This is a genomic window from Lentzea sp. JNUCC 0626 (assembly GCF_043632865.1).
Taxonomy (GTDB): Bacteria; Actinomycetota; Actinomycetes; order Mycobacteriales; family Pseudonocardiaceae; genus Lentzea.
The window spans coordinates 8435328-8454909 of the sequence record NZ_CP171635.1 but is presented as its reverse complement, the minus strand read 5'-3'; the positions used below and the strand labels follow the sequence as shown (position 1 = coordinate 8454909).

Sequence of the window (19582 nt, the reverse complement as noted above, 5' to 3'; positions counted from 1 at the left end):
CGCACATCCACCTTGAGTCGCACGCGAACCCTAGGGGTCGTCAGCAGAAGACGGCGTCGACGATCTTCTCGTAGCCCTCGGTCGGGTCGGTGACCTCAGGGCCGGTGGTGAGGCTGATCGAGCCGCGGCGCTTGGTGTCCGTGCTGGTGAACATGGCCGAGACGTAGCCGGGAACGCCGCCGCTGTGGCCGATGACGGTGGTGCCGCAGGAGAGCCGGTCCACGTCGACGCCGAGACCGTACTTCGGGCTCACGGCGGTGGTCTTCAGCAGTTCGGCCTGCTGAGGTGCCTTCAGCAGCCTGCCGTCGATCAACGCGTCGACGAACGTGTCGAGGTCGTGGGTCGTGGAGATCACGTGCCCGGCGACCCAGCCGAACGACGGGTTGATGCGGGTGATGTCGGACGGCTTGCCCTGGTAGGTCCAGTAGGCGTGGGCGTGCGGTCCGCGGACCTCGACGTCGTCGATCGGGAACGTGGTGTCCCGCAGCCCCAACGGCTGCACGATCCGTTGCCTGACCTGCTGCTCGAACGTCCTGCCGCTGACCTTCTCGATGATCAGGCCGACGATCGTGTAGTTGGTGTTGGAGTACTCCCAGCGCGTGCCGGGTTCGAAGTCGAGCGGCTTGTCGGTGGCGATCTTGATGATCTCCCGCGGTTCCCAGTGCCGGTAGCGGATCGGTTCGAAGGTGTCCGGGTCCAGCCGGATGGTCTCGGTGAAGTTGTGCAGGCCGCTGGTGTGCTGCAGCAGGTTCCGGACGGTGATGCGCCCGTCGACGAGGCCCGGCAGGTAGCGCTCCACCGGTGCGTCCAGCACCAGCTTGCCCTCGCCGACCAGCTGCAACGAGACCGTCGAGGCGAACGTCTTGGTGATGCTCCCGGCCCGGAACCTGCCGTTCGCCGGGACGGGCCGGGAGCTGTTCAGCTCGGCTTTGCCGGAGCGCGCGGTGAAGTGCTCACCGTCGCGCGTCACGCGGATCTGCGCGCCCAGCACGCCGGCCTGGACCATCTGGTCCAGGCCTTCCTGCACGGTCCCCCGAGTGCCTTGCGCGAGTGCGGTGCCACTGGTCGCGAGCAGGCCCGCGACCGTCAGAAGTGCGATCCTCTTCATCCCCATGGCCAGCACCCTGCCGACGAACCGGGTACCGGAGCATCGGCCCAGGGTCTGAAACGGCACTAGGGGATGTCCCCTGCTCCGTTCAGCAGAAGATCTCGTTGATCAGCTTGCCGAACGCCGGGTTGGGATCCCCGGTGCCGATGCCGGCGGAGATCGAGAGCTCCACCCGGCGCTTCAGGTCGGGCGTCGAGAAGGCGAAGCTCGAGTACCCCGGCACGCCACCGGAGTGGCCGATGATCGTGGTGCCGCACGGCGCCTTGTCGACGAAGATTCCCAGGCCGTAGTCGGTGCTGACTGCGGTGGTCTTCGTGAGTTCGGCTTGCTGGGCCGGCTTCAGCAGCTTGCCGGTGAGCAGAGCGCCGTAGAACGTGTCGAGGTCGCGGGTGGTCGTGATGACGTCACCGGCGCCCCAGAAGACGGACGGGTTGAAGCGCGTGGTGTCGACCGTCCTGCCGTCCACGATCCCGTACGAGTGGGCGTGCGGGCCGCGGATCTCCACGTCGTCGCCCGGGAACCTGGTTTCGTTGAGGCGCAACGGCCTCAGCACCCGCTGCTCGACGGCTCGCTCGTACGACCTGCCGGTGACCTTCTCGATCAGCAGGCCGAGCACGACGTAGTTGGTGTTGGAGTAGTTCCACTTCGTGCCGGGCTCGAAGTCGAGCGGCTGCGCCGTGGAGATCGCGACGAGCTGCTCCGGCGTCCAGCTCTTGAAGCGGTCCGGCTCGAAGCCCTGCGGGTCGAACTTCAGGGCGTTCGTGTAGTTGAACAGCCCGGCGGTCATCTGGAGCAGCTGGCGGACGGTGATCCGCTGGTCCACCAGGCCCGGCAGGTAGCGGTCCACCTGCGCGTCCAGCTCGATCTTGCCCTCACCGGCGAGCTGGAGCACGACGGTCGACGTGAACGTCTTGGTGATGCTGCCCGCGCGGAAGCGGCCGTTGAACGGCACCGGGCGCGGGCTGGTCGTCTCGGCGGTGCCGGACCGCGCGCTGAAGCGGGTCCGGCCGTCCGTGACGTGCGCCTGGGTGCCGGTGGCAACCCCGACGGCGACGAGCTCGTCCAGCCCCTCCTGGACGATCCTGCGGTCTACCTGCTGCGGCTCGGCGACCGCGGTCCCCGTGAAGAGCAGGCACAGAGCTGCTGTGGTGGCTAGCAAGCGTTTCCCCATGCCACCCCAACGCGTCAATACGGGCGTTTTGCTGCATTCATGGCCGAAACGAGCATGGGACGCACTTTCGGCCAATGCACGTCCGCCTGGCACGAGTACGGCGGCAGGAAGCCACCGCACTTGCCCGAGCCCGCGCCGATCTCCCAGACGAAGCTGGGTACGCCGAGGTCGTCGTACACCCAGTCGTCGGTGGCGCCGGACGCGTTGTAGAGCACCTCGCCGGGCTGGCCCGCCGTGAAACCGGACAGCGCCGCCATGTCCTGGGCCATCTTGCGCAGTGCGGCGTCGTTGCCGGTCTTCTGGGTGCTCCAGCCCCACGGGAAGAGCACGTAGTTGCCGTAGCTGTGCATGGAGATCACGGCGCCGGTGGTGTCGGTCGACGCCGCCGCGGTGTCGCCGGGTGCGCGGGTGTCGCGGTAGAGCTTGCGCCACAACGACTCCAGCGCCTGGACCTCGACCTCGCTGTCGGCGCGCGGGCCGCGGTAGGTCTCGGCGCACTTGTTCGTGGACGAGCCGACCTCGCCCCAGTGCGAGCCGGCGTTGCGGTTCAGGTCGACGCCTCGGGAGGAGGTGCAGGTGCCGTTGGCGTTCTTGCGGTGCAGGACCGGGGTGTCGCCGCCGGACTCGACGATCTCGACGCCGTCCGGGTTGGCGATCGGGACGACCCAGACCTCGATGTCGTCGAGCATCGCGGTGAGGTCGCTGCCGACCAGGTCGTCGATGAATCGGTACGCCATGTCGCCGGTGGTGATTTCCCTGGCGTGCAGCTGGCCCATCACGAACAACCGCGGTTTCGACGCGGTCGGCGTCAATGCGCAGTCACCAGGGCCTTTGCGGGTGACGCAGAGGGCTTTCAGGTCGTGTCCGCCGCTGCCCTGCGTCTTGCGCCACGAGTCGCCGTAGTCGACGACGGTCGCGAGTTCGGGATGCGCTTCGGCCACTTCGTTCAGATGGGCGAACTGCGCGGTGATGGTCCGATATCCGCCGTAATAGGTCGTGTCGGCCAAAGAACGCGGCGCCCACTGAGACGGCGGCATCACCGTCTCGATTGCCGCCTGGAATCCGTCGGTCGTGAGCTCGTCGGCGGTGTGCTTGTCGCCCACGACGAAGAGGTCGTCGCCGTCACGTTGCTCCAACACGTCGTAACCGAGGCGCAACAACTTCTGGGCAGAATCACCCATTGGTGCAGGCACACGCAGGACGTATGTCGCTTGTGGACCGTCCGCCGGGGCGGGTCCGGGAGCGAGGAGCAGGGCTGTGCAGGCGAGCAGGGCGACGGCGGTCCGCATGATCAACGAGGATGGCGCGTTCGGCCGTACATCGCCAGTCCGTTCGACCGACCGGATGATTACCGTCCGGTGCTTGGGATCGGGAAACCGGCCACTTGGCGTTCTGTGACGAAAATCAATAGGATTTTCACCAGCACCGCAGCGGTTATTGTGCTGGTGAGGCCGAAACCGACTCGACGGACAGCGAGGTCCCGCGCAGAAACCTACCTTGGGAAGATTGAGGAGACCAGGCCATGGATCATCTCTACAACGACGGTGTCACCGAGGCCGCTCACTTCGACTTCCCCTGGCGCGGTTCGCTCACGGACGACGACGAAGGCTTGGAGCCGACCATCGTTCGCAGCATGGACTGACAAAACTCGGGGGTTCCCCATGACCGGCCTGTCCACCGTCGTCAAGGGCAGTGGCCCGGCTCTCCTGCTCGTGCACGGCGCGGGTGGCAGCGTCCAGGCCAACTACGGACCGATCCTCGGAACCCTGACCCAGCACTTCACCGTCGTCGCACCGGATCTGCCGGGTTCCGGCGGGTCCCCGAAGGCGCCGGGAGCGCTCGACCTGGAGACGCTCGCCGACGAGGTCGTCGACGTCGCGGTCAAGGCCGGGCACGAGTCGTTCTTCGTGTCCGGCTACTCGATGGGTTGCGCGGTCGCCGCCACGGCGGCGGTCCGGCACCCCGAGCGGGTCCGCGGGCTGGTGCTGAGCACGCCGTTCACCAAGATCGACGCGGCGTCCCAGGCGAAGATCGACAAGTGGAAGTCGCTGCTCGCCGGGCCGCGTTCGGTGCTGGCGCGGTACATCCTCTCCCTGATGTGCAGCAAGCAGTACCTGGCCCGGCTCTCTCCCGCGCAGGCGGAGGGGTTCGCCGAACTGATCGGCGCGTCCGTGCCGACGGGGTCGTCCGAGCACATCGACCTGATCCTGAGGACCGACCTGTCGGACGTGCTGCCGCAGATCACGCAGCCGACGCTGGTGATCGGCGCGGCCGGTGACCAGCTGCTGTCACCCGAGCTGGGCAAGGAGGTCTCCGACCTCGTCCCCGGCGCGAAGTACGCCGACCTGCCGTGCGGTCACGCGATCGCGCTGGAGTCCGCGCAGCCGTGGGCCCGGTTGATCACCGACTACCTGACGTCCGTGTAGTTCTGCTCAGTGCGGAGGCGGTGGGCCAACGCCGTGTGGCGGCGGCCCGCCCCGACCGTTCTGACGGCCTGGCCGATGGCTTTCTTGCTGCCCACCAGGACGACCAGCTTCTTCGCCCGCGTCACCGCCGTGTAGAGCAGGTTGCGTTGCAGCATCATCCACGCGCTGGTCGTGATCGGGATGACCACGCACGGGTACTCGCTGCCCTGTGAGCGGTGGATGGTCATGGCGTAGGCGTGGCTGAGTTCGTCGAGTTCCGAGAACTCGTAGTCGACTTCCTCGTCCTCGTCGGTGCGGATGGTCAGCTTCTGCTCGACGGTGTCGAGCGCGACGACCACGCCCAGGGTGCCGTTGAAGACACCGTTCTTGCCCTTGTCGTAGTTGTTGCGGATCTGGGTGACCTTGTCCCCCAGCTTGAACACCCTGCCGCCGAAGCGTTTCTCGGGCAGGTTGTCCCTGGACGGTGTGAGGGCTTCCTGGAGCACCGTGTTGAGCGCGCCCGCGCCCGCCGGGCCGCGGTGCATCGGGGCGAGGACCTGGATGTCCTTGCGCGGGTCGAGGCGGAACTTGCGCGGGATGCGGTTCGCGACGACGTCGACGGTCGTGCTCGCCGCCTCCTCGGCCTCGTCCGTGCTGAAGAGGAAGAAGTCGGGCATGCCCTGCACGATCGGGTAGTCGCCGCTGTTGATGCGGTGGGCGTTCGTGACGACGCCGGACTCCTGGGCCTGCCGGAAGATGTGGGTGAGGCGGACGTTCGGGATCGGACTGCCCTGTGCGAGCACGTCTCTGAGCACCTCGCCGGCGCCCACGGACGGCAACTGGTCGACGTCTCCCACGAGGAGGAGATGAGCGCCCGGCGGGACGGCCTTCACGAGTTTGTTGGCCAGCAACAGGTCGAGCATCGAGGCCTCGTCGACGACCACGAGGTCGGCGTCGAGCGGGTGGTCCCTGTCGTAGGCCGCGTCGCCGCCCGGCTTGAGTTCGAGCAGGCGGTGGACGGTGCGGGCCTCGTGGCCGGTCAGCTCGGTGAGGCGCTTCGCGGCACGGCCGGTGGGGGCGGCGAGCACGATCTTCGCCCGTTTCGCCTGGGCCAGTCGCACGATCGAGCGGACCGTGAAGCTCTTGCCGCAGCCGGGGCCGCCGGTCAGCACGGCGACCTTCTTCGTCAGCGCGAGCTGGACCGCTTCCTTCTGGTGCTGCTCGAGTTCCGTGCCGAGCCAGGCGATGGCCTTGTCCCAGTCGACGGTCTGGAAGCTCGGCATGCGGTCGGCGTCGGTGTGCAGCAGGCGTTTGAGCTGGGCGGCCATCGAGATCTCGGCGCGGTGGAACGGGATGAGGTAGACGGCGATCTCGTCGTCCGGGAGTTCCTCCCTGACCACGCCCTCCTCGTCGACGAGTTCCGCGAGGCAGTCGATGACCAGGCCGGTGTCGACCTGGAGGATCTTGATGGCGTCCGCGATCAGCGCCTGTTCCGGCAGGTAGCAGTTGCCGTCGCCGGTGGCCTCGGACAGCGTGAACTGGAGGCCTGCCTTGACGCGTTGCGGGCTGTCGTGCGGGATGCCGACGGCCTTGGCGATGACGTCCGCCGTTTTGAAGCCGATGCCCCAGACGTCGGACGCCAGCCGGTAGGGCTCGGTGCGGACGACGTCGATGGACTTGTCCGCGTACTGCTTGTAGACGCGGACGGCGAGACTGGTGGAGACGCCCACGCCCTGCAGGAAGACCATGACCTCCTTGATGGCCTTCTGCTCCTCCCAGGCGTCGGCGATGAGCTTGGTGCGCTTCGGGCCGAGCTTGGGGACCTCGACGAGGCGGTGCGGTTCGTTCTCGATGACGTCGAGCGCCTGGACGCCGAAGTGGGTGACGATCTTGTCGGCGAGCACCGGGCCGATGCCCTTGATCAGGCCGGAGCCGAGGTAGCGGCGGATGCCCTGGATGGTGGCGGGCAGGATCGTCGTGTAGTCGTCGACGTGGAACTGCTTGCCGTACTGCGGGTGCGAGCCCCACGTGCCGCGCATGCGGATCGACTCGCCGGGTTGCGCGCCGAGCAGCGCGCCCACGACCGTGACCAGGTCTCCTCGGCCCGTGTCGACCTTGGCGACGGTGTAGCCGTTGTCCTCGTTGGCGTAGGTGATCCTCTCCAGGACCGCTTCGAGGACGTTCATGGTGCGAACCTACCTCGGGCTTCTGCACACGATCTTCACAACTCGTCCCGGCATCCTCCACGACATGGACATAAAGTCGCCGGCATGACAGGTCAGCGCCGGGTGCTCGTCGTCGAGGACGACATCACGATCGCCGAGTCCGTGGCCGCGCGGCTGCGGGCGGAGGGCTTCGAGGTGGCGGTCGCGCACGACGGTCCGACCGGGGTGGCTTCGGCTTTTGCTTTTCTGCCTGACCTGGTGGTTCTCGACGTGATGCTGCCGGGGTTCGACGGGCTGGAGGTGTGCCGGCGGATCCAGGCGGCGCGGTCGGTGCCCGTCCTGATGCTCACCGCTCGCGGGGACGAGACCGATCTGCTGGTCGGGCTCGCCGTCGGGGCGGACGACTACCTGACGAAGCCGTTCTCGATGCGCGAGCTCGCGGCGCGGGTGCACGTTCTGCTGCGGCGGGTGTCGCGGGCGGTGTCGTCGAGGTCGGTGGAGCTGGGTGATCTGGTGATCGACCTGGCATCTCGTCGTGTGTCGCGGGCCGGCGTCGAAGCTCATCTGACGCCTACCGAGTACGACCTGTTGGTGTTCTTGGCTGAGCGTCCTTCTGCTGTGCAGGCGCGCGAGCGGTTGCTGGCGGAGGCGTGCGGGTGGCACGAGGGCGCGTCGTCGCGGACGGTCGACTCGCACGTGAAGGCGTTGCGCCGGAAGCTCGGCGCGGACCTGATCCGGACCGTGCACGGCGTCGGGTACGCGCTGGAGGTGCCTCGGCAGGTGTCGTCGTGAGGCGGCTTCTGGAGCTGCTGGACATGCTGCCGCGTCCGCTGGACTCGGTGCGGTCGATCAAGCTCAAGCTCGGCATCGTGATCGTGGTGTCCGGGTGTGTTTCGTTCGCCTACTTCCGGTACGTGACGGGGTGGTTGCCGGCGCAGACGACGCTCATGGCGTTGATCCTGGGGCTGCTGACCTCGCAGTTGCTGGCCCACGGCATGACTTCGCCGTTGCGGGAGATGACCTCTGCCGCGCGGTCGATGGCTTCCGGGGACTACTCGCGGACCGTTCGGTCGACGTCTTCGGACGAGGTCGGGCAGCTTGCCGAGGCGTTCACGGTGATGGCGGCTGACTTGGCTGCGGCTGATCAGCAGCGGCGTGAGTTGATCGCGAACGTGTCGCACGAACTGCGGACGCCGATCTCGGCGTTGCAGGCGGTGCTGGAGAACGTGGTGGACGGGGTCGCGGTGGCTGATGCCTCGACCATGCGGACGGCTTTGGCGCAGACCGAGCGGCTTGGGCGGCTGGTGACCGAGTTGCTGGACCTGTCGAAGATCGACGCCGGGGTTTTGTCGCTGAACCGGGAGACGTTGTCGGTGTCGTCTTTGGTCGCCGATGTGGTGGCTGAGGCTTCGGTTTCCGCGCCTTCGGCTTCGTTCTCGATCGACGTCTCTGGCTCGTTGACTGTTTTCGCTGATGGGGAGCGGTTGCACCAGGTGTTGGTGAACCTGGTGGACAACGCGGCCCGCCACGGACCCACCGGGGGGTTGGTGTCCGTGGCGGGGTACGCGTCCGCTGCCGGGGTGGTGCTGGAGGTGCGCGACGAGGGGCCCGGGATCGCTCCGGCCGACCGGTCGCGGATCTTCGAACGGTTCACCCGAGGGGAGAGGGCGGGCGGTGGCGGGACCGGGCTCGGACTCGCCATCGCCCGGTGGGTGGTGGACCTGCACGGCGGCGTGATCGCCGTCGTGGACCCCGGATCGTGCATCCGGGTGACTTTGCCTCGTTGAGCTTGGCCATTTGAGCGCGCTCGGTCTTTCGTGACCGCGGTGCGGCGATGACGCACGCCCTTTCGCGGGCTTGGGAGAGAGACATGACTGACTCGACGGACTCGTCCTCGACGCCTTCTGAGAAGGGTTCGGGGCGGCCGAAGTACCGGAACTTCCGGAAGGTCGGGTATCGGCCGACGTCCGGGGGCGGGGAGCCGGCGGGTTCTGGGGGCTCGCCGGACCCCGTGGATGAGACAGAGGCAGGCTCGCGCAGAGGTACCCCTGAATCGGAGTCCCCCGCGACCCAACCTACTCAGGAGGTCCGACAAGATCCGTCGGACGAGAAGGATGGCGAGGTCACGCCACCTGCCGAGGACACCAAAGCCACGCCGCCTGCCGAGGCCACCAAGGCCACGCCGCCCGTGAAGGGTTCCGGGGCCACGCCGCCAGCGAAGGGCGCCAAGGTCGCGGAACCCACGAAGGATGCCAAGGTCGCGGAGCCCACGAGGGGCACCAAGGTTGCCGACCCCGCCACCCCGGTCGCCGCGCCCACTCCTCCGCTGCAGCCCGCCGAGGTCGTCACCGCCACCCTGCCCCCGGCCTCGCCCTGGCAGGCCCCTCCCCGCTACCCGGCGGCCGCGGCCATGCAGACCCCGGGCCTCCCCTTCATGCCCTGGTGGCGTCCACCCACCACCGGCGCGCCGACGAAGGCGCTGGTGGCAGGCCTGGCCGCAGGTCTCGCCGGAGCCTTCCTGGCCGTGCCCAACAACGGCATCGGCTGGTTCCTCGCCGGCCTGGTCGGCATCGGTGGCGTGCTCTTCTACGCCGGCAAGCCGACGGTCGAGCGGGCGCTGTGGCTGGCCGCCGCGCTCGCGTTCCTCGCGATGGGGTTCCTGCGCGCAGCCGAGTGGATCTTCGTGTTGAGCGTGCTCGCCTCGATGTTGTGCGGGTCGATCGCCATGGCCGGGGGCAAGACGGTCAAGGGACTCGTGTTCGGCGCGCTCGGGGTCGGGCTGGGTGCGCTGCGGTCGATTCCCTGGGTGGCCAAGGGGTTCAAGCGGCGTGGGCCGGTGGGGATCAGGCCGTTCATCTCCGTTGGGGTGGCGTTGGTGCTGTTCCTCGTGTTCGGGTCGTTGTTGGCGGGGGCCGACAAGGGGTTCAACGACTTCCTCGAAGGGCTGATCCCGGACCTCGACATCGACGTGTACGTGCAGATGGCGTTCTACGGGGTTGTTGCGGCGTTCGGGGCTTTGGGCGCTTGTTATCTCGTGGCGGCGCCGGCCGAGATCGGGGAGGACGCGGAGCTGAAGCCCGGGTCGTTGCGGCTCAAGGACTACGGGTTGCCGGTCGGGGTGCTGGTGGTGCTGTTCGCCGGGTTCGTGGGGACGCAGCTGGCGGTGTTGTTCGGTGGCGAGGCCTATGTCATGAAGACGGCTGGGGTGACGTTCGCCGAGTACGCGCGGTCCGGGTTCTGGCAGCTGCTGTGGGTCACCGTTCTCACGCTCGGCGTAATTGCCGGTGTCGCGCGGTTTGCGGCGAAGAAGACGCGGCAGGAACAGTTGTGGCTCAAGGGTCTGCTCGGGGCGTTGGCGGTGCTGACGCTCGTGATCGTCGCTAGTGCGTTGAGCCGCATGTGGTTCTACCAGCAGGCGTACGGGTGGACGGTGCTGCGACTGCTGGTGGCGTCGTGTGAGGTGTGGCTGGCCGTGGTGTACCTGATGGTGATCGCGGGCGGGATCTCGTTGCGCGCCAAGTGGTTGCCGAAGGCCGTGGTCGCTACCGGTGCGGCGTTCTTCCTCGCCGTGGTGGTGATGAACCCCGAACGGGTGGTTGCCGATTACAACGTGTCGCGGTACGAGGCCACGCAGAAGATCGACACGTATTACCTGTCGCAGCTGTCGGAGGACGCGGTGCCCGCGCTCGTCAGGCTTCCGGAGCACGAACGCTCGTGTGCCTTGCGGTACATCAAGAACCGGACGACGGCCATCGTCGAGAAGGACTGGCGGGAGTGGAACCTCGCGCGGCACCAGGCGGAGAAGTCACTCGAAAGTGTTGCGGTGACTGAGGTCACTTGTGAGGACGCGTACTCCGGCGAGAGGTAATGGTTACGAGACTGTAAAGTTGCTCAGCTACCAGTTGCCGAGAGGGTGAGAAGTGACGCTGAAGTGACGATCGCGGCTGAACCCGTTGTCCTCCCATCGATGTTCACCGCAGGGCAGGCGCCGACACCGCGCACCCTCATGGACATCCTGCGCGCGAGTGCTGAAAAGCACCCGAACGCGCTGGCCGTCGACGACGGCACCACCGCGCTGACGTACCGCGCACTGATCACGGAAGTACTGGAACTCAAGGAAAAGCTCGCGGCCGAGGGCGTCGGGGTCGGCGACCGGGTCGGCATTCGCGTGCCGTCCGGGACGGTCGACCTCTACGTCTCGATCCTCGCGACCCTCGCCGCCGGCGCGGCCTACGTGCCCGTCGACTTCGAGGACCCGGACGAGCGCGCCGAGCTCGTTTTCGGTGAGGCGCAAGTGAGTGCGGTGCTCGGCGAGGGGCGATCCCTTGTGCTGCACGGCACCACGCTCGGCGTCCCGGGAGAACCGGGGCTGGACAACGACGCCTGGATCATCTTCACGTCCGGTTCGACCGGAAAGCCCAAGGGCGTCGCCGTCACGCACCGCAACGCGGCCGCGTTCGTCGACGCCGAGGCGCGCCTGTTCCTCACCGAGGAGCCGATCGGACCCGAGGACCGCGTGCTCGCGGGCCTGTCGGTCGCGTTCGACGCCTCGTGCGAGGAGATGTGGCTCGCGTGGCGCTACGGCGCCTGCCTCGTGCCCGCGCCGCGGTCGTTGGTGCGCACCGGCATGGACCTCGGCCCGTGGCTGGTCGAGCAGGAGATCACTGTCGTCTCCACGGTCCCGACGCTGGCCGCGCTGTGGCCCGTCGAGGCGCTGGACGACGTGCGCCTGCTGATCTTCGGCGGCGAGGCCTGCCCGCCTGAACTCGCGGAACGCCTCGCGATCGACGGCCGCGAGGTCTGGAACACCTACGGCCCGACCGAAGCCACGGTCGTGGCGTGCGCCGCGCAGATGACGGGCACCGGCCCGGTCCGCATCGGCCTGCCGCTCGACGGCTGGGAACTCGTCGTCGTGGACGCCCAGGGCGAGGTCGTGCCCATGGGCGAGTCCGGCGAACTGGTCATCGGCGGCGTCGGCCTGGCGCGCTACCTGGACGTCGAGAAGGACGCCCAGAAGTACGCGCCGCTGCCCTCGATGGGCTGGGACCGCGCGTACCGCAGCGGTGACATGGTCCGCGCCGAGCCCGAAGGCCTCATCTTCCTCGGCCGCGCGGACGAGCAGATCAAGCTCGGCGGCCGCCGCATCGAACTCGGCGAGGTCGACGCCGCGCTGGCCGCGCTCGACGGCATCGCCGGTGCGGCCGCAGCCGTCCGCACGACGCGAGGCGGCAACCAGATCCTCGTCGGCTACGTCGTCACGGACGGCGAGTTCGACCAGGAAGCCGCCGTCGAACAGCTGCGCACCGAACTCCCGGCCGCGCTCGTGCCGTTGATCGCGGTCGTCGACACGCTGCCGACGCGCACGTCCGGCAAGGTCGACCGCGCCGCGCTGCCGTGGCCGCTCGAGTCGATGGACACCGCGGGCGTGGTGTTCAGCGGCCTCGAAGGCTGGCTCGCGGAGCAGTGGGCGGCCGTGCTGGGCTCCGGCCCGGCGTCGGAGGGCGCGAACTTCTTCGCTTCCGGCGGCAGCTCGCTGGGGGCCGCGCAGCTGGTCTCGCTGATCCGCACGCGCTACCCGAGCACGTCGGTGCAGGACATCTACCAGAATCCGACGCTGTACAAGCTGGCCCGCAGGCTGGAGTCGTACGGCGAGACGGCCGAGGTGCGCGAGGTCGCGCCGACGCCACGCTTCACCGGCGTCGTGCAGACGTTGCTGATGGTCCCGCTGCTCACGATCGCCGGCGCCCGCTGGGTCGTCGCCCTCACCGCGCTCTCGAACGTCCTGGGCTGGACGTCGGTGTCGTGGTGGTGGGTCGCGGCCGGGTTCGCCGTGTTCCTCAGCCCCGCCGGACGCCTCGCGATCTCCGCTGGCGGCGCGCGGTTGCTGCTGCGCGGCGTGAAGCCGGGCACCTACCCGCGTGGTGGTTCCGTCCACTTGCGACTGTGGACCGCCGAGATGCTGGCGCAGATGTCGCGCGCCACCGAGCTTTCGGGCTCGTGGGTCACGCACTACGCACGGGCGTTGGGCGCGAAGATCGGTGAAGGCGCCGACCTGCACTCGCTGCCGCCCGTCACGGGCATGCTGAAGGTGGGCCGCGGCGCCGCCGTCGAGCCCGAGGTCGACCTGTCCGGCTGGTGGATCGACGGCGACCGGTTGCGCATCGGCCGCATCCGGATCGGCGCGGGCGCGACCATCGGTGCCCGCAGCACGCTGTTCCCCGGCGCGCGGATCGGCAAGCGCGCCGAGGTGGCTCCTGGTTCCGGCGTCACGGGCTCCGTGCCGACCGGTCAGCGCTGGTCAGGCGTGCCCGCCACGCGTGAGGGCAAGGCCGCGCGGTCGTTCCCGTCCCGCCGTCCGACGCGTTCGCGCTTCTGGAACCTCATGTACGGCGTCTCGTCCGGCCTGCTGGGCGCGTTGCCGCTGCTCGCGGCCGCTCCGGCGGTGCTGTACGTGCTGCGCCGGCCGGTCACGCTGACGTCGGCGCTGTGGGACGTTCCGGTCGCGTCGGCGATCTGGTTCGGCTCGTACGCGCTGATCGTGCTGATCGCGGTGCGGCTGCTCGGCATCGGCATGCGCGAGGGCCACTACCCCGTGCACAGCCGCGTGGCGTGGGCGGCGTGGACGACCGAGCGGCTGATGAACAACGCGCGCTCGGCGCTGTTCCCCCTGTACGCCTCGCTGTTCACGCCCGTGTGGCTGCGGCTGCTGGGCATGAAGGTCGGCCGCCACGTCGAGGCCTCCACGGTCGTCGCGCTGCCGAAGATGACCCGCGTGGGCGACGGCGCGTTCCTCGCCGACGACACGATGGTCGCCACGTACGAACTGGGCGGCGGCTGGCTGCGCATCGCCACCGCACGCGTGGGCAAGCGGGCGTTCCTGGGCAACTCGGGCATGACCGCGCCGGGCCGCAACGTCCCCAAGGGCGGGCTCGTCGGCGTGCTGTCGGCGGCTCCGAAGCGCGCCAAGGCCGGGTCGTCGTACCTGGGCATGCCGCCGATGAAGCTGCCGCGCGCCGCCGAGGTGTCGGACCAGTCGCGCACGTTCAACCCGCCGAAGCACCTGATGTGGGCGCGGGCGCTGGTCGAGCTGTGCCGGTTCGTCCCGGTGATGCTGAACGTCGCTTTGGTCGTGCTCGTCCTGTTCGCCCTGAAGGAGTTCGGGATCTGGGCCTCCGGCCTGGTGCTGCTGGGTGCCGGCGTAGCCGCGTGCCTGATCGCCGTGATCGCCAAGTGGACGCTCGTGGGCCGCTTCAAGACCCGCGAGTACCCGCTGTGGTCGGCGTTCGTGTGGCGCAACGAGCTGGCGGACACGTTCGTCGAGGTCCTCGCGGTGCCGTGGCTGATCGGGTTCTCCGGCGGCACGCCGATCATGAACCTGTGGCTGCGCTCGCTGGGCGCGTCCGTGGGCCGCGGCGTGTGGTGCGAGTCGTACTGGCTGCCCGAGGCCGACCTGGTGAAGCTGGGGGCCGGGGCGACCGTGAACCGGGGCTGCGTCGTGCAGACGCACCTGTTCCACGACCGGATCCTGCGGATGGACCGCGTGGAGCTGGGCGCCGGATCCACTTTGGGCCCGCACGGCATCGTGCTGCCGGGCGCGTCCATCGGCGACCACACGACCATCGGACCCGCCTCGCTCGTCATGCGCGGAGAGGATGTACCGTCGGGAACCCGTTGGCTGGGCAACCCGATCTCCGCGTGGACATGAGCTTCTCCGTACACCATTACGCGCTAGAGCTTGACTACAAGCCGCACTCCGCGCGCCTCTCCGGGCGCGCGGTGCTGCAGGCTTCCTGCACCTCGCTGACGTCGTTCGAGCTGTCCTTCGGCTCGCTGCGGATCTCGAAGGTGCTCGTGAACGGCCGCCCGGTGCGGTACTTCCACTCCGGCGGCAAGCTGCGCGTGCGGGCGGCCGTGCGCGGGGCGTTCACGGTCGACATCAGGTACTCGGGCACACCGCACCCGATCTCGACGCCCGAGTGGGGCGACCTCGGCTGGGACGAGCTGACGGACGGCTCGCTGGTGGCGTCGCAGCCGATCGGCGCGCCGTCGTGGTTCCCGTGCCTCGACGACCCGTCGTCGAAGGCGTCGTACCACCTGGAGGTCACCGCGCCCTCGCCGTACACGGTGGTGTGCAACGGGGTGCTGGTCGACGGCAAGATCTCCGGCAGCACGACGCGGTGGACGTACTCGATGGCCGCGCCGATGGCGACCTACCTCGCGACCGTCCAGATCGGACAGTACGTCGAGGCGTTGCCCGGCGTGTGGGCGCCTGCCCGGCTGAAGCGACTGGTAGCACACGACTTCGGCCGGCAGAACGCGATGATCGAGCTGTTCTCGTCGCTCTTCGGACCGTACCCGTTCGCCCGGTACGCCGTGGTGGTGACCGACGACGCGCTGGACGTTCCCGTTGAGGCGCAGGGCTTGTCGACGTTCGGGTCGAACCACGTCGACGGGCGTCGCGGTTCGGAACGGCTGGTGGCGCACGAACTCGCGCACCAGTGGTTCGGCAACTCCGTCGGCATCGCCGCGTGGGAGCACATCTGGCTCAACGAGGGCTTCGCCTGCTACTCGGAGTGGCTGTGGTCGGAGGCGTCCGGCGGCCGTTCCGCGGACGTTTGTGCCGCTGCCGCACGGGATCTGCTGCGCCGGTTGCCGCAGAACATCATCATCGGACGGCCCGCACGGGCCGACTGGTTCGACGACCGGGTCTACAAGCGCGGGGCGTTGACGTTGCACGCGTTGCGGCGCGAGATGGGCGACGACTCGTTCTTCGCGCTGCTGCGGGAGTGGTGTGCGCGCAAGCGGCACGGGGTGGCGACGACCGAGGACTTCATCTCGCTCGCCGGCCACCGCGACCTGCTCACGCGCTGGCTGTTCAAGGCCGAACTGCCTCGCTAGCGCCGTTGCTCGAACCTGGGTCCCACTTCCACACGAGAGGCGGCCTGCCTCCCTTGGGCAGCGCGGCGGCGTGCTCGCTGGTGCGGCTCAGCCCCGGCACGCGGTCCATCGTGCGGCCCAGGTTGGCCGGATAGGGCCGGTCGCCGGTCAGCGACTCGGTCACGTCCAACGCCTGCGCCGTCGTGAACTCACGCCCCAGCAGGCCCGCCGTGAACGCCACGTCGCGCCACAGCCTGTCGGCGAGCATCGGGCGGCAGTCGGCGACGATCCGGTCGTGGTCGAAGGCCAGCGGCGGTACGGCGGCCAGCGGTGCCCAGGTCAGGTGGTCGACCTCGCGGGGACGGGTGACCGTGGCCCACAGCGCGATCGACAGCGTCGGACCGCGCGGGTCACGGGACGGTTCGTCGAACGTCGCGAGCTGGCCCGTCGCCGTCACCGAGTCCTCGGCCAGGCCGAGTTTGCCGACGACGGCCCTGGTGGTGGCGTCGCGCAGGCGTTCGCCCTTGCCCAGCAGCACGCCGGGGAGGGCCAGTTCGCCCGCGAACGGCTCGTGCGCGCGCGGTGCCACTCCCACGAGCACCGCGCGCGCGTCCGCGTCGAACCGCAGCACGATCACGTCCACCGACACCAGAGTCGACTCGATCATGGCCGCGATTCTCCCCCTTCAGTTCCGGACCGGCGTGCGCACCTGGTAGTCGGCGCGGCTCGGCCCCGCCCCCGTGACCTCCACGCCCACCCCCAGCAGGTCGCTGAGGTACGCCACGGGGTCTGTCAGCTCCACCAACCCCTCGATGGTGGAGACCTGCAGACCCTGGGCGTCCAGGTGCGTCACGGCCAGTCCGTCGACGCCACCGCAACACCGGACCGCGTACCGCAGCAGTTCGGCGTCGAGGTGACCCGCCCGCCACGCACCCTGGAACTCCCCCGTCCCGTTGTGCGCCTCGGGAAACTTCGCGAGGACCCCGGCGTCCTCGGTCGGCAGCGGCCCCGCGCCGTGCCGCGTCTGGTAGGTCCTGGTCACGCCGATCACGCGGGCCGGGCTGCCGTTGAGCAGCTCGCGGGCGTTGCGCGGGACGACCGTGGACCAGGTGGTGTGCGGGTGGAAGCCGTAGGTCTCGTCGAGGAGAACGCCCTGGGCGCCCTCGAAGACGATCCTGCCCTCGGGCAGTTCGGCGTTCGTGATCCGCACGGCGTCGGCGAACGCGCGGTAGAGCGCGACCAGCTCGTCGACGCTGATGCCGTCGCCGATCAACGGCTCGTAGAACTTCGCGAGCACGTCCAGGCGTTGCCGGAGCGTGCGCGGGTTCCGGCAGTCGCCGACCCTGGGCGCCGGTCCCGGGTATCCGAGAACCTCTTGTCCCTCGACGACTTCGCCTTTTGTACGACCGGCGAGCAGGCCGTACCACGCGGTTTCGCCGATGCCCTTGCCGCACGAGCCGTGCCGGTTGTCGCCCCTGGCGTTCTCGCGGGCCCGGTTCGCGGCCACGTGGAACGGCGTGGTGAGCAGGGCACCGGCCGCGATCGACATCAGCGAGAGCGGGTTGTCGACGCCGATCGCTTCCAGTTCCCGCGACTCGGTCGCCAGCGCGATCGGCTCGACCAGGACGTGCGGGGAGAGCCAGGTCGGCACGCCCGCGAGCGTGCCCGACCCGAACTGGCTGAACGTGTGGTGCCGGCCGTCGACGATCACGTTGTGCGCGGCCTGCGCACCGCCGTTGAACCGGACGACCTTGTCGACCGACCCGTCGGCGCACAGGGCGTCGACCACCGCTCCCTTGCCCTCGTCGCCGAACCCGAGCCCGACGACGATCACGTGGTCGTTCACGACAGCGCCACGTCGTCGGGGCCGTCGATGCCGAGCGGTGCCGCCACGACCGCGCGCCTGGTGTTGCCGACGGCGACCAGCGCCTTGCCGACGGCGTCGCGTTCGGCGGCCGACCCGACCTCGGCGAGGTCGACCAGCGCCTGGTCGAGGTCCACGACCTGCTCCTCCAGCCCGATCGTGGCGGCGATGAGCTCGCACACCGCGCCGGGGTCGTCCAGCTTCAGGAAGTTCTGGCCGAGGATCGCGCGCCAGTGCTCGCCGATGCTGTCGTCGTGGAAGTACGACGACTGGTTGGGCAGGATGAAGTAGACGTGCCACTTCTTGGCGAGCTCGCGGTACACCGACACGGGGTCGATGTCCTGCTTGACGTCGTCGCCGATGACGCGGCGGATGTGCTTGGCCTCCAGCCGCGGCTTGTTCAGCTCGTCACCGATGATGAACAGGTAGCCCTTGCGGCCGCGCTTCTGCCAGGCGTCCGTGACGACGTGCCGGGCGACGAAGTACGCCGCCAGCTCGTACGACTCGCTCTTCTGCCCGCCGCCGTTGCCTTCGAGGAAGATGTCGCGCAGCTGCTCGTCCATGCGGTTGTCCGACTCGAACTGCCCGACCTGCAACGGAACCCGGTCGCTGTCGGCGTCCCCGATCCCGCCGAACATCAGCTGCGGGTCGGCGAGGTATCCCTTGCGCTGCAACAACCCGTGCAGCTTGCCGAGCTTGCCCTGCATGATCATCGGCACGCTGCCCATCGAGCCCGTGACGTCGAACAGCACGGCGATCGGTGTCGAGTCGGCGTGGTCGGCCGAGTCTCTGCACTCGCGGAAGGCGACCTTGAACGGGTCGAGCGACGGCGCCGCCTTCCAGCTCGACGCCGGCGTCGACTTGACCGAGGCGGTGTAGCCGAAGTCCGCGATCCCCTTGGCGGCGCGGAAGGTCCTGGCCGCGGCGTACGCGTTGTCGTCCCAGCTGCCGTGTCCCATGGTCATTCTCCTGTCTTGGGCATCGTGAACGGGCGGAAGGTCCTCGGCCCGTAGAGGTCTTCGAGCAGTTCGTCGTACTCGTTGATCAGGTCGGCGGCGTCCGGTCTGCGTCGCGGGTTGTCCTGCATGCAGCCCTTCGCGAACGTCCGCTGCCTGGTTTCGTTGGGCTGGAGGAGGTCCAGCATCAGCTTGTGTGCCATGTGGACGTCCGTCGCCGCAGTGACCGGCTCGTTGTTCTGGACTTCCGGCGGGTACTCGATGGTCTTGCTGGTCGCCATCAGCCGTTCGTTCTCCTGCACCGCGAACGACCAGCCGACCAGGACGATCCCGTGTTGTTCGGGGTGCACCAGGACGTTGTCCCCGGTGACAGCGCCGTGCACGAACCCGGCCTGGTGTGCTCCGGCCAGCGCTTTCAGGAGCCTGCGGTGCATCCAGGCGTAGTCGCGTCCGTCCAGGCCGTCGGGGAACGCCTGGCGGACTTCTTCCAGCGTCACGAAGCCTTCTTTGAGCGGGTCGAGCACCGTGAACGCCCTGGAGCCCTTCGCGGTCTCGCCCGAGGTGTCGAGCAGCCGCGGGTAGAACGGGCGCAACCAGGCGTTCCGGTCGGTGAAGCGTTCGAGCCTGCGCAGCGCCTCCCACTCGCCGTGGATCAGCGGGTTGAGGCCGGGGTTTCGCACGACCTTCACCACGTACGGGCCGTCGGCCTCGTAGAGGTTGGCGACGCTGCCGACCGCGAACGGTTCGCCGATGCGGTAGGCGCCGGTCCTGGTGGTCAGCGTGACGGTCTTCGTGTTGACCCACTCGTGGTGCAGGCGGGTGAGCTCGGCCTGGGCGGCGTGGGCGCGGGTGTTGGCCGGGCCGACCACGTCGGGGTGCAGGACCGAGGACAACGCCCGGTACCGGCGCCGCGCCTCCCGGCGCAGGTCGGGGTCCGCGGTGCGGGGTCCGAACAACGCCTCGGGCGAGGTCGCGCGTTCGACCAGGTCCAGCGCTTCCGTCGTCGTGAGCATGGTTTGAGTCTTGCAGACTCAAA

14 protein-coding genes are annotated in these 19582 nt (G+C 68.9%); 6 read left to right on the top strand and 8 right to left on the bottom strand.

The window, feature by feature from the left end; translation table 11 throughout:
• Nucleotides 1-40 precede the first annotated feature (40 nt).
• From JNUCC0626_RS39460 to JNUCC0626_RS39450, 3 genes are all read right to left on the bottom strand, one after another.
• Complete coding sequence (locus tag JNUCC0626_RS39460) at nt 41-1114, bottom strand: serine hydrolase domain-containing protein (RefSeq protein WP_394615752.1); 1074 nt, start codon at nt 1112-1114, stop codon at nt 41-43.
• An 82-nt stretch (nt 1115-1196) separates the two neighbouring features.
• Nucleotides 1197-2279 (bottom strand): serine hydrolase domain-containing protein, encoded by a 1083-nt coding sequence (locus JNUCC0626_RS39455; RefSeq protein WP_394615751.1) that lies wholly within the window; start codon nt 2277-2279, stop codon nt 1197-1199.
• Nucleotides 2280-2293: 14 nt separating this feature from the next.
• Nucleotides 2294-3460 carry a M14 family zinc carboxypeptidase gene (locus JNUCC0626_RS39450; protein WP_394615750.1) on the bottom strand — a complete coding sequence of 389 codons (1167 nt, stop codon included), beginning with the start codon at nt 3458-3460 and terminating at the stop codon, nt 2294-2296.
• 480 nt (nt 3461-3940) lie between these two features.
• Here JNUCC0626_RS39450 and JNUCC0626_RS39445 point away from each other — a divergent pair, with 480 nt between their 5' ends.
• Nucleotides 3941-4705 (top strand): alpha/beta fold hydrolase, encoded by a 765-nt coding sequence (locus tag JNUCC0626_RS39445; protein ID WP_394615749.1) that lies wholly within the window; start codon nt 3941-3943, stop codon nt 4703-4705.
• On the opposite strand, the gene recD2 is transcribed toward JNUCC0626_RS39445, so the two are convergent.
• The gene (recD2, locus tag JNUCC0626_RS39440) at nt 4687-6870 is read right to left on the bottom strand and encodes an SF1B family DNA helicase RecD2 (protein ID WP_394615748.1); all 2184 of its coding nucleotides are present in this window, start codon (nt 6868-6870) and stop codon (nt 4687-4689) included. The genes JNUCC0626_RS39445 and recD2 overlap by 19 nt on opposite strands.
• Before the next feature lie 84 nt (nt 6871-6954).
• Here recD2 and JNUCC0626_RS39435 point away from each other — a divergent pair, with 84 nt between their 5' ends.
• The 5 genes from JNUCC0626_RS39435 (at nt 6955) to JNUCC0626_RS39415 (ending at nt 15747) form a co-directional block, all read left to right on the top strand.
• Entirely contained in the window at nt 6955-7641 is a 687-nt protein-coding gene (locus JNUCC0626_RS39435; protein ID WP_394615747.1) for a response regulator transcription factor, read from the top strand.
• A gap of 23 nt (nt 7642-7664) precedes the next feature.
• Entirely contained in the window at nt 7665-8636 is a 972-nt protein-coding gene (locus tag JNUCC0626_RS39430; RefSeq protein ID WP_394622201.1) for a HAMP domain-containing sensor histidine kinase, read from the top strand.
• A 401-nt stretch (nt 8637-9037) separates the two neighbouring features.
• Complete coding sequence (locus JNUCC0626_RS39425) at nt 9038-10717, top strand: DUF4153 domain-containing protein (protein WP_394615746.1); 1680 nt, start codon at nt 9038-9040, stop codon at nt 10715-10717.
• A 99-nt stretch (nt 10718-10816) separates the two neighbouring features.
• The gene (locus tag JNUCC0626_RS39420; protein ID WP_394615745.1) at nt 10817-14554 is read left to right on the top strand and encodes a Pls/PosA family non-ribosomal peptide synthetase; all 3738 of its coding nucleotides are present in this window, start codon (nt 10817-10819) and stop codon (nt 14552-14554) included.
• A complete protein-coding gene (locus JNUCC0626_RS39415; RefSeq protein WP_394615744.1) occupies nt 14551-15747 on the top strand; it encodes a M1 family metallopeptidase in 1197 nt (398 codons plus the stop codon). Before JNUCC0626_RS39420 ends, JNUCC0626_RS39415 begins: the two co-directional genes overlap by 4 nt.
• On the opposite strand, the gene JNUCC0626_RS39410 is transcribed toward JNUCC0626_RS39415, so the two are convergent.
• Genes JNUCC0626_RS39410 through JNUCC0626_RS39395 form a run of 4 tightly spaced genes read right to left on the bottom strand, consistent with a single transcriptional unit; the run spans nt 15725 to nt 19559 of the window.
• Entirely contained in the window at nt 15725-16393 is a 669-nt protein-coding gene (locus JNUCC0626_RS39410; RefSeq protein WP_394615743.1) for an NUDIX hydrolase, read from the bottom strand. The two genes, JNUCC0626_RS39415 and JNUCC0626_RS39410, sit on opposite strands and share 23 nt — an antisense overlap.
• 18 nt (nt 16394-16411) lie before the next feature.
• Complete coding sequence (locus JNUCC0626_RS39405) at nt 16412-17572, bottom strand: adenylosuccinate synthetase (protein ID WP_394615742.1); 1161 nt, start codon at nt 17570-17572, stop codon at nt 16412-16414.
• Nucleotides 17569-18549, bottom strand: a complete 981-nt coding sequence (locus JNUCC0626_RS39400; protein ID WP_394615741.1) for a hypothetical protein — start codon at nt 18547-18549, stop codon at nt 17569-17571. Before JNUCC0626_RS39400 ends, JNUCC0626_RS39405 begins: the two co-directional genes overlap by 4 nt.
• A gap of 2 nt (nt 18550-18551) precedes the next feature.
• On the bottom strand, nt 18552-19559 hold the full coding sequence (locus JNUCC0626_RS39395) for an adenylate cyclase (RefSeq protein ID WP_394615740.1): 1008 nt from the start codon (nt 19557-19559) through the stop codon (nt 18552-18554).
• Nucleotides 19560-19582 lie beyond the last annotated feature (23 nt).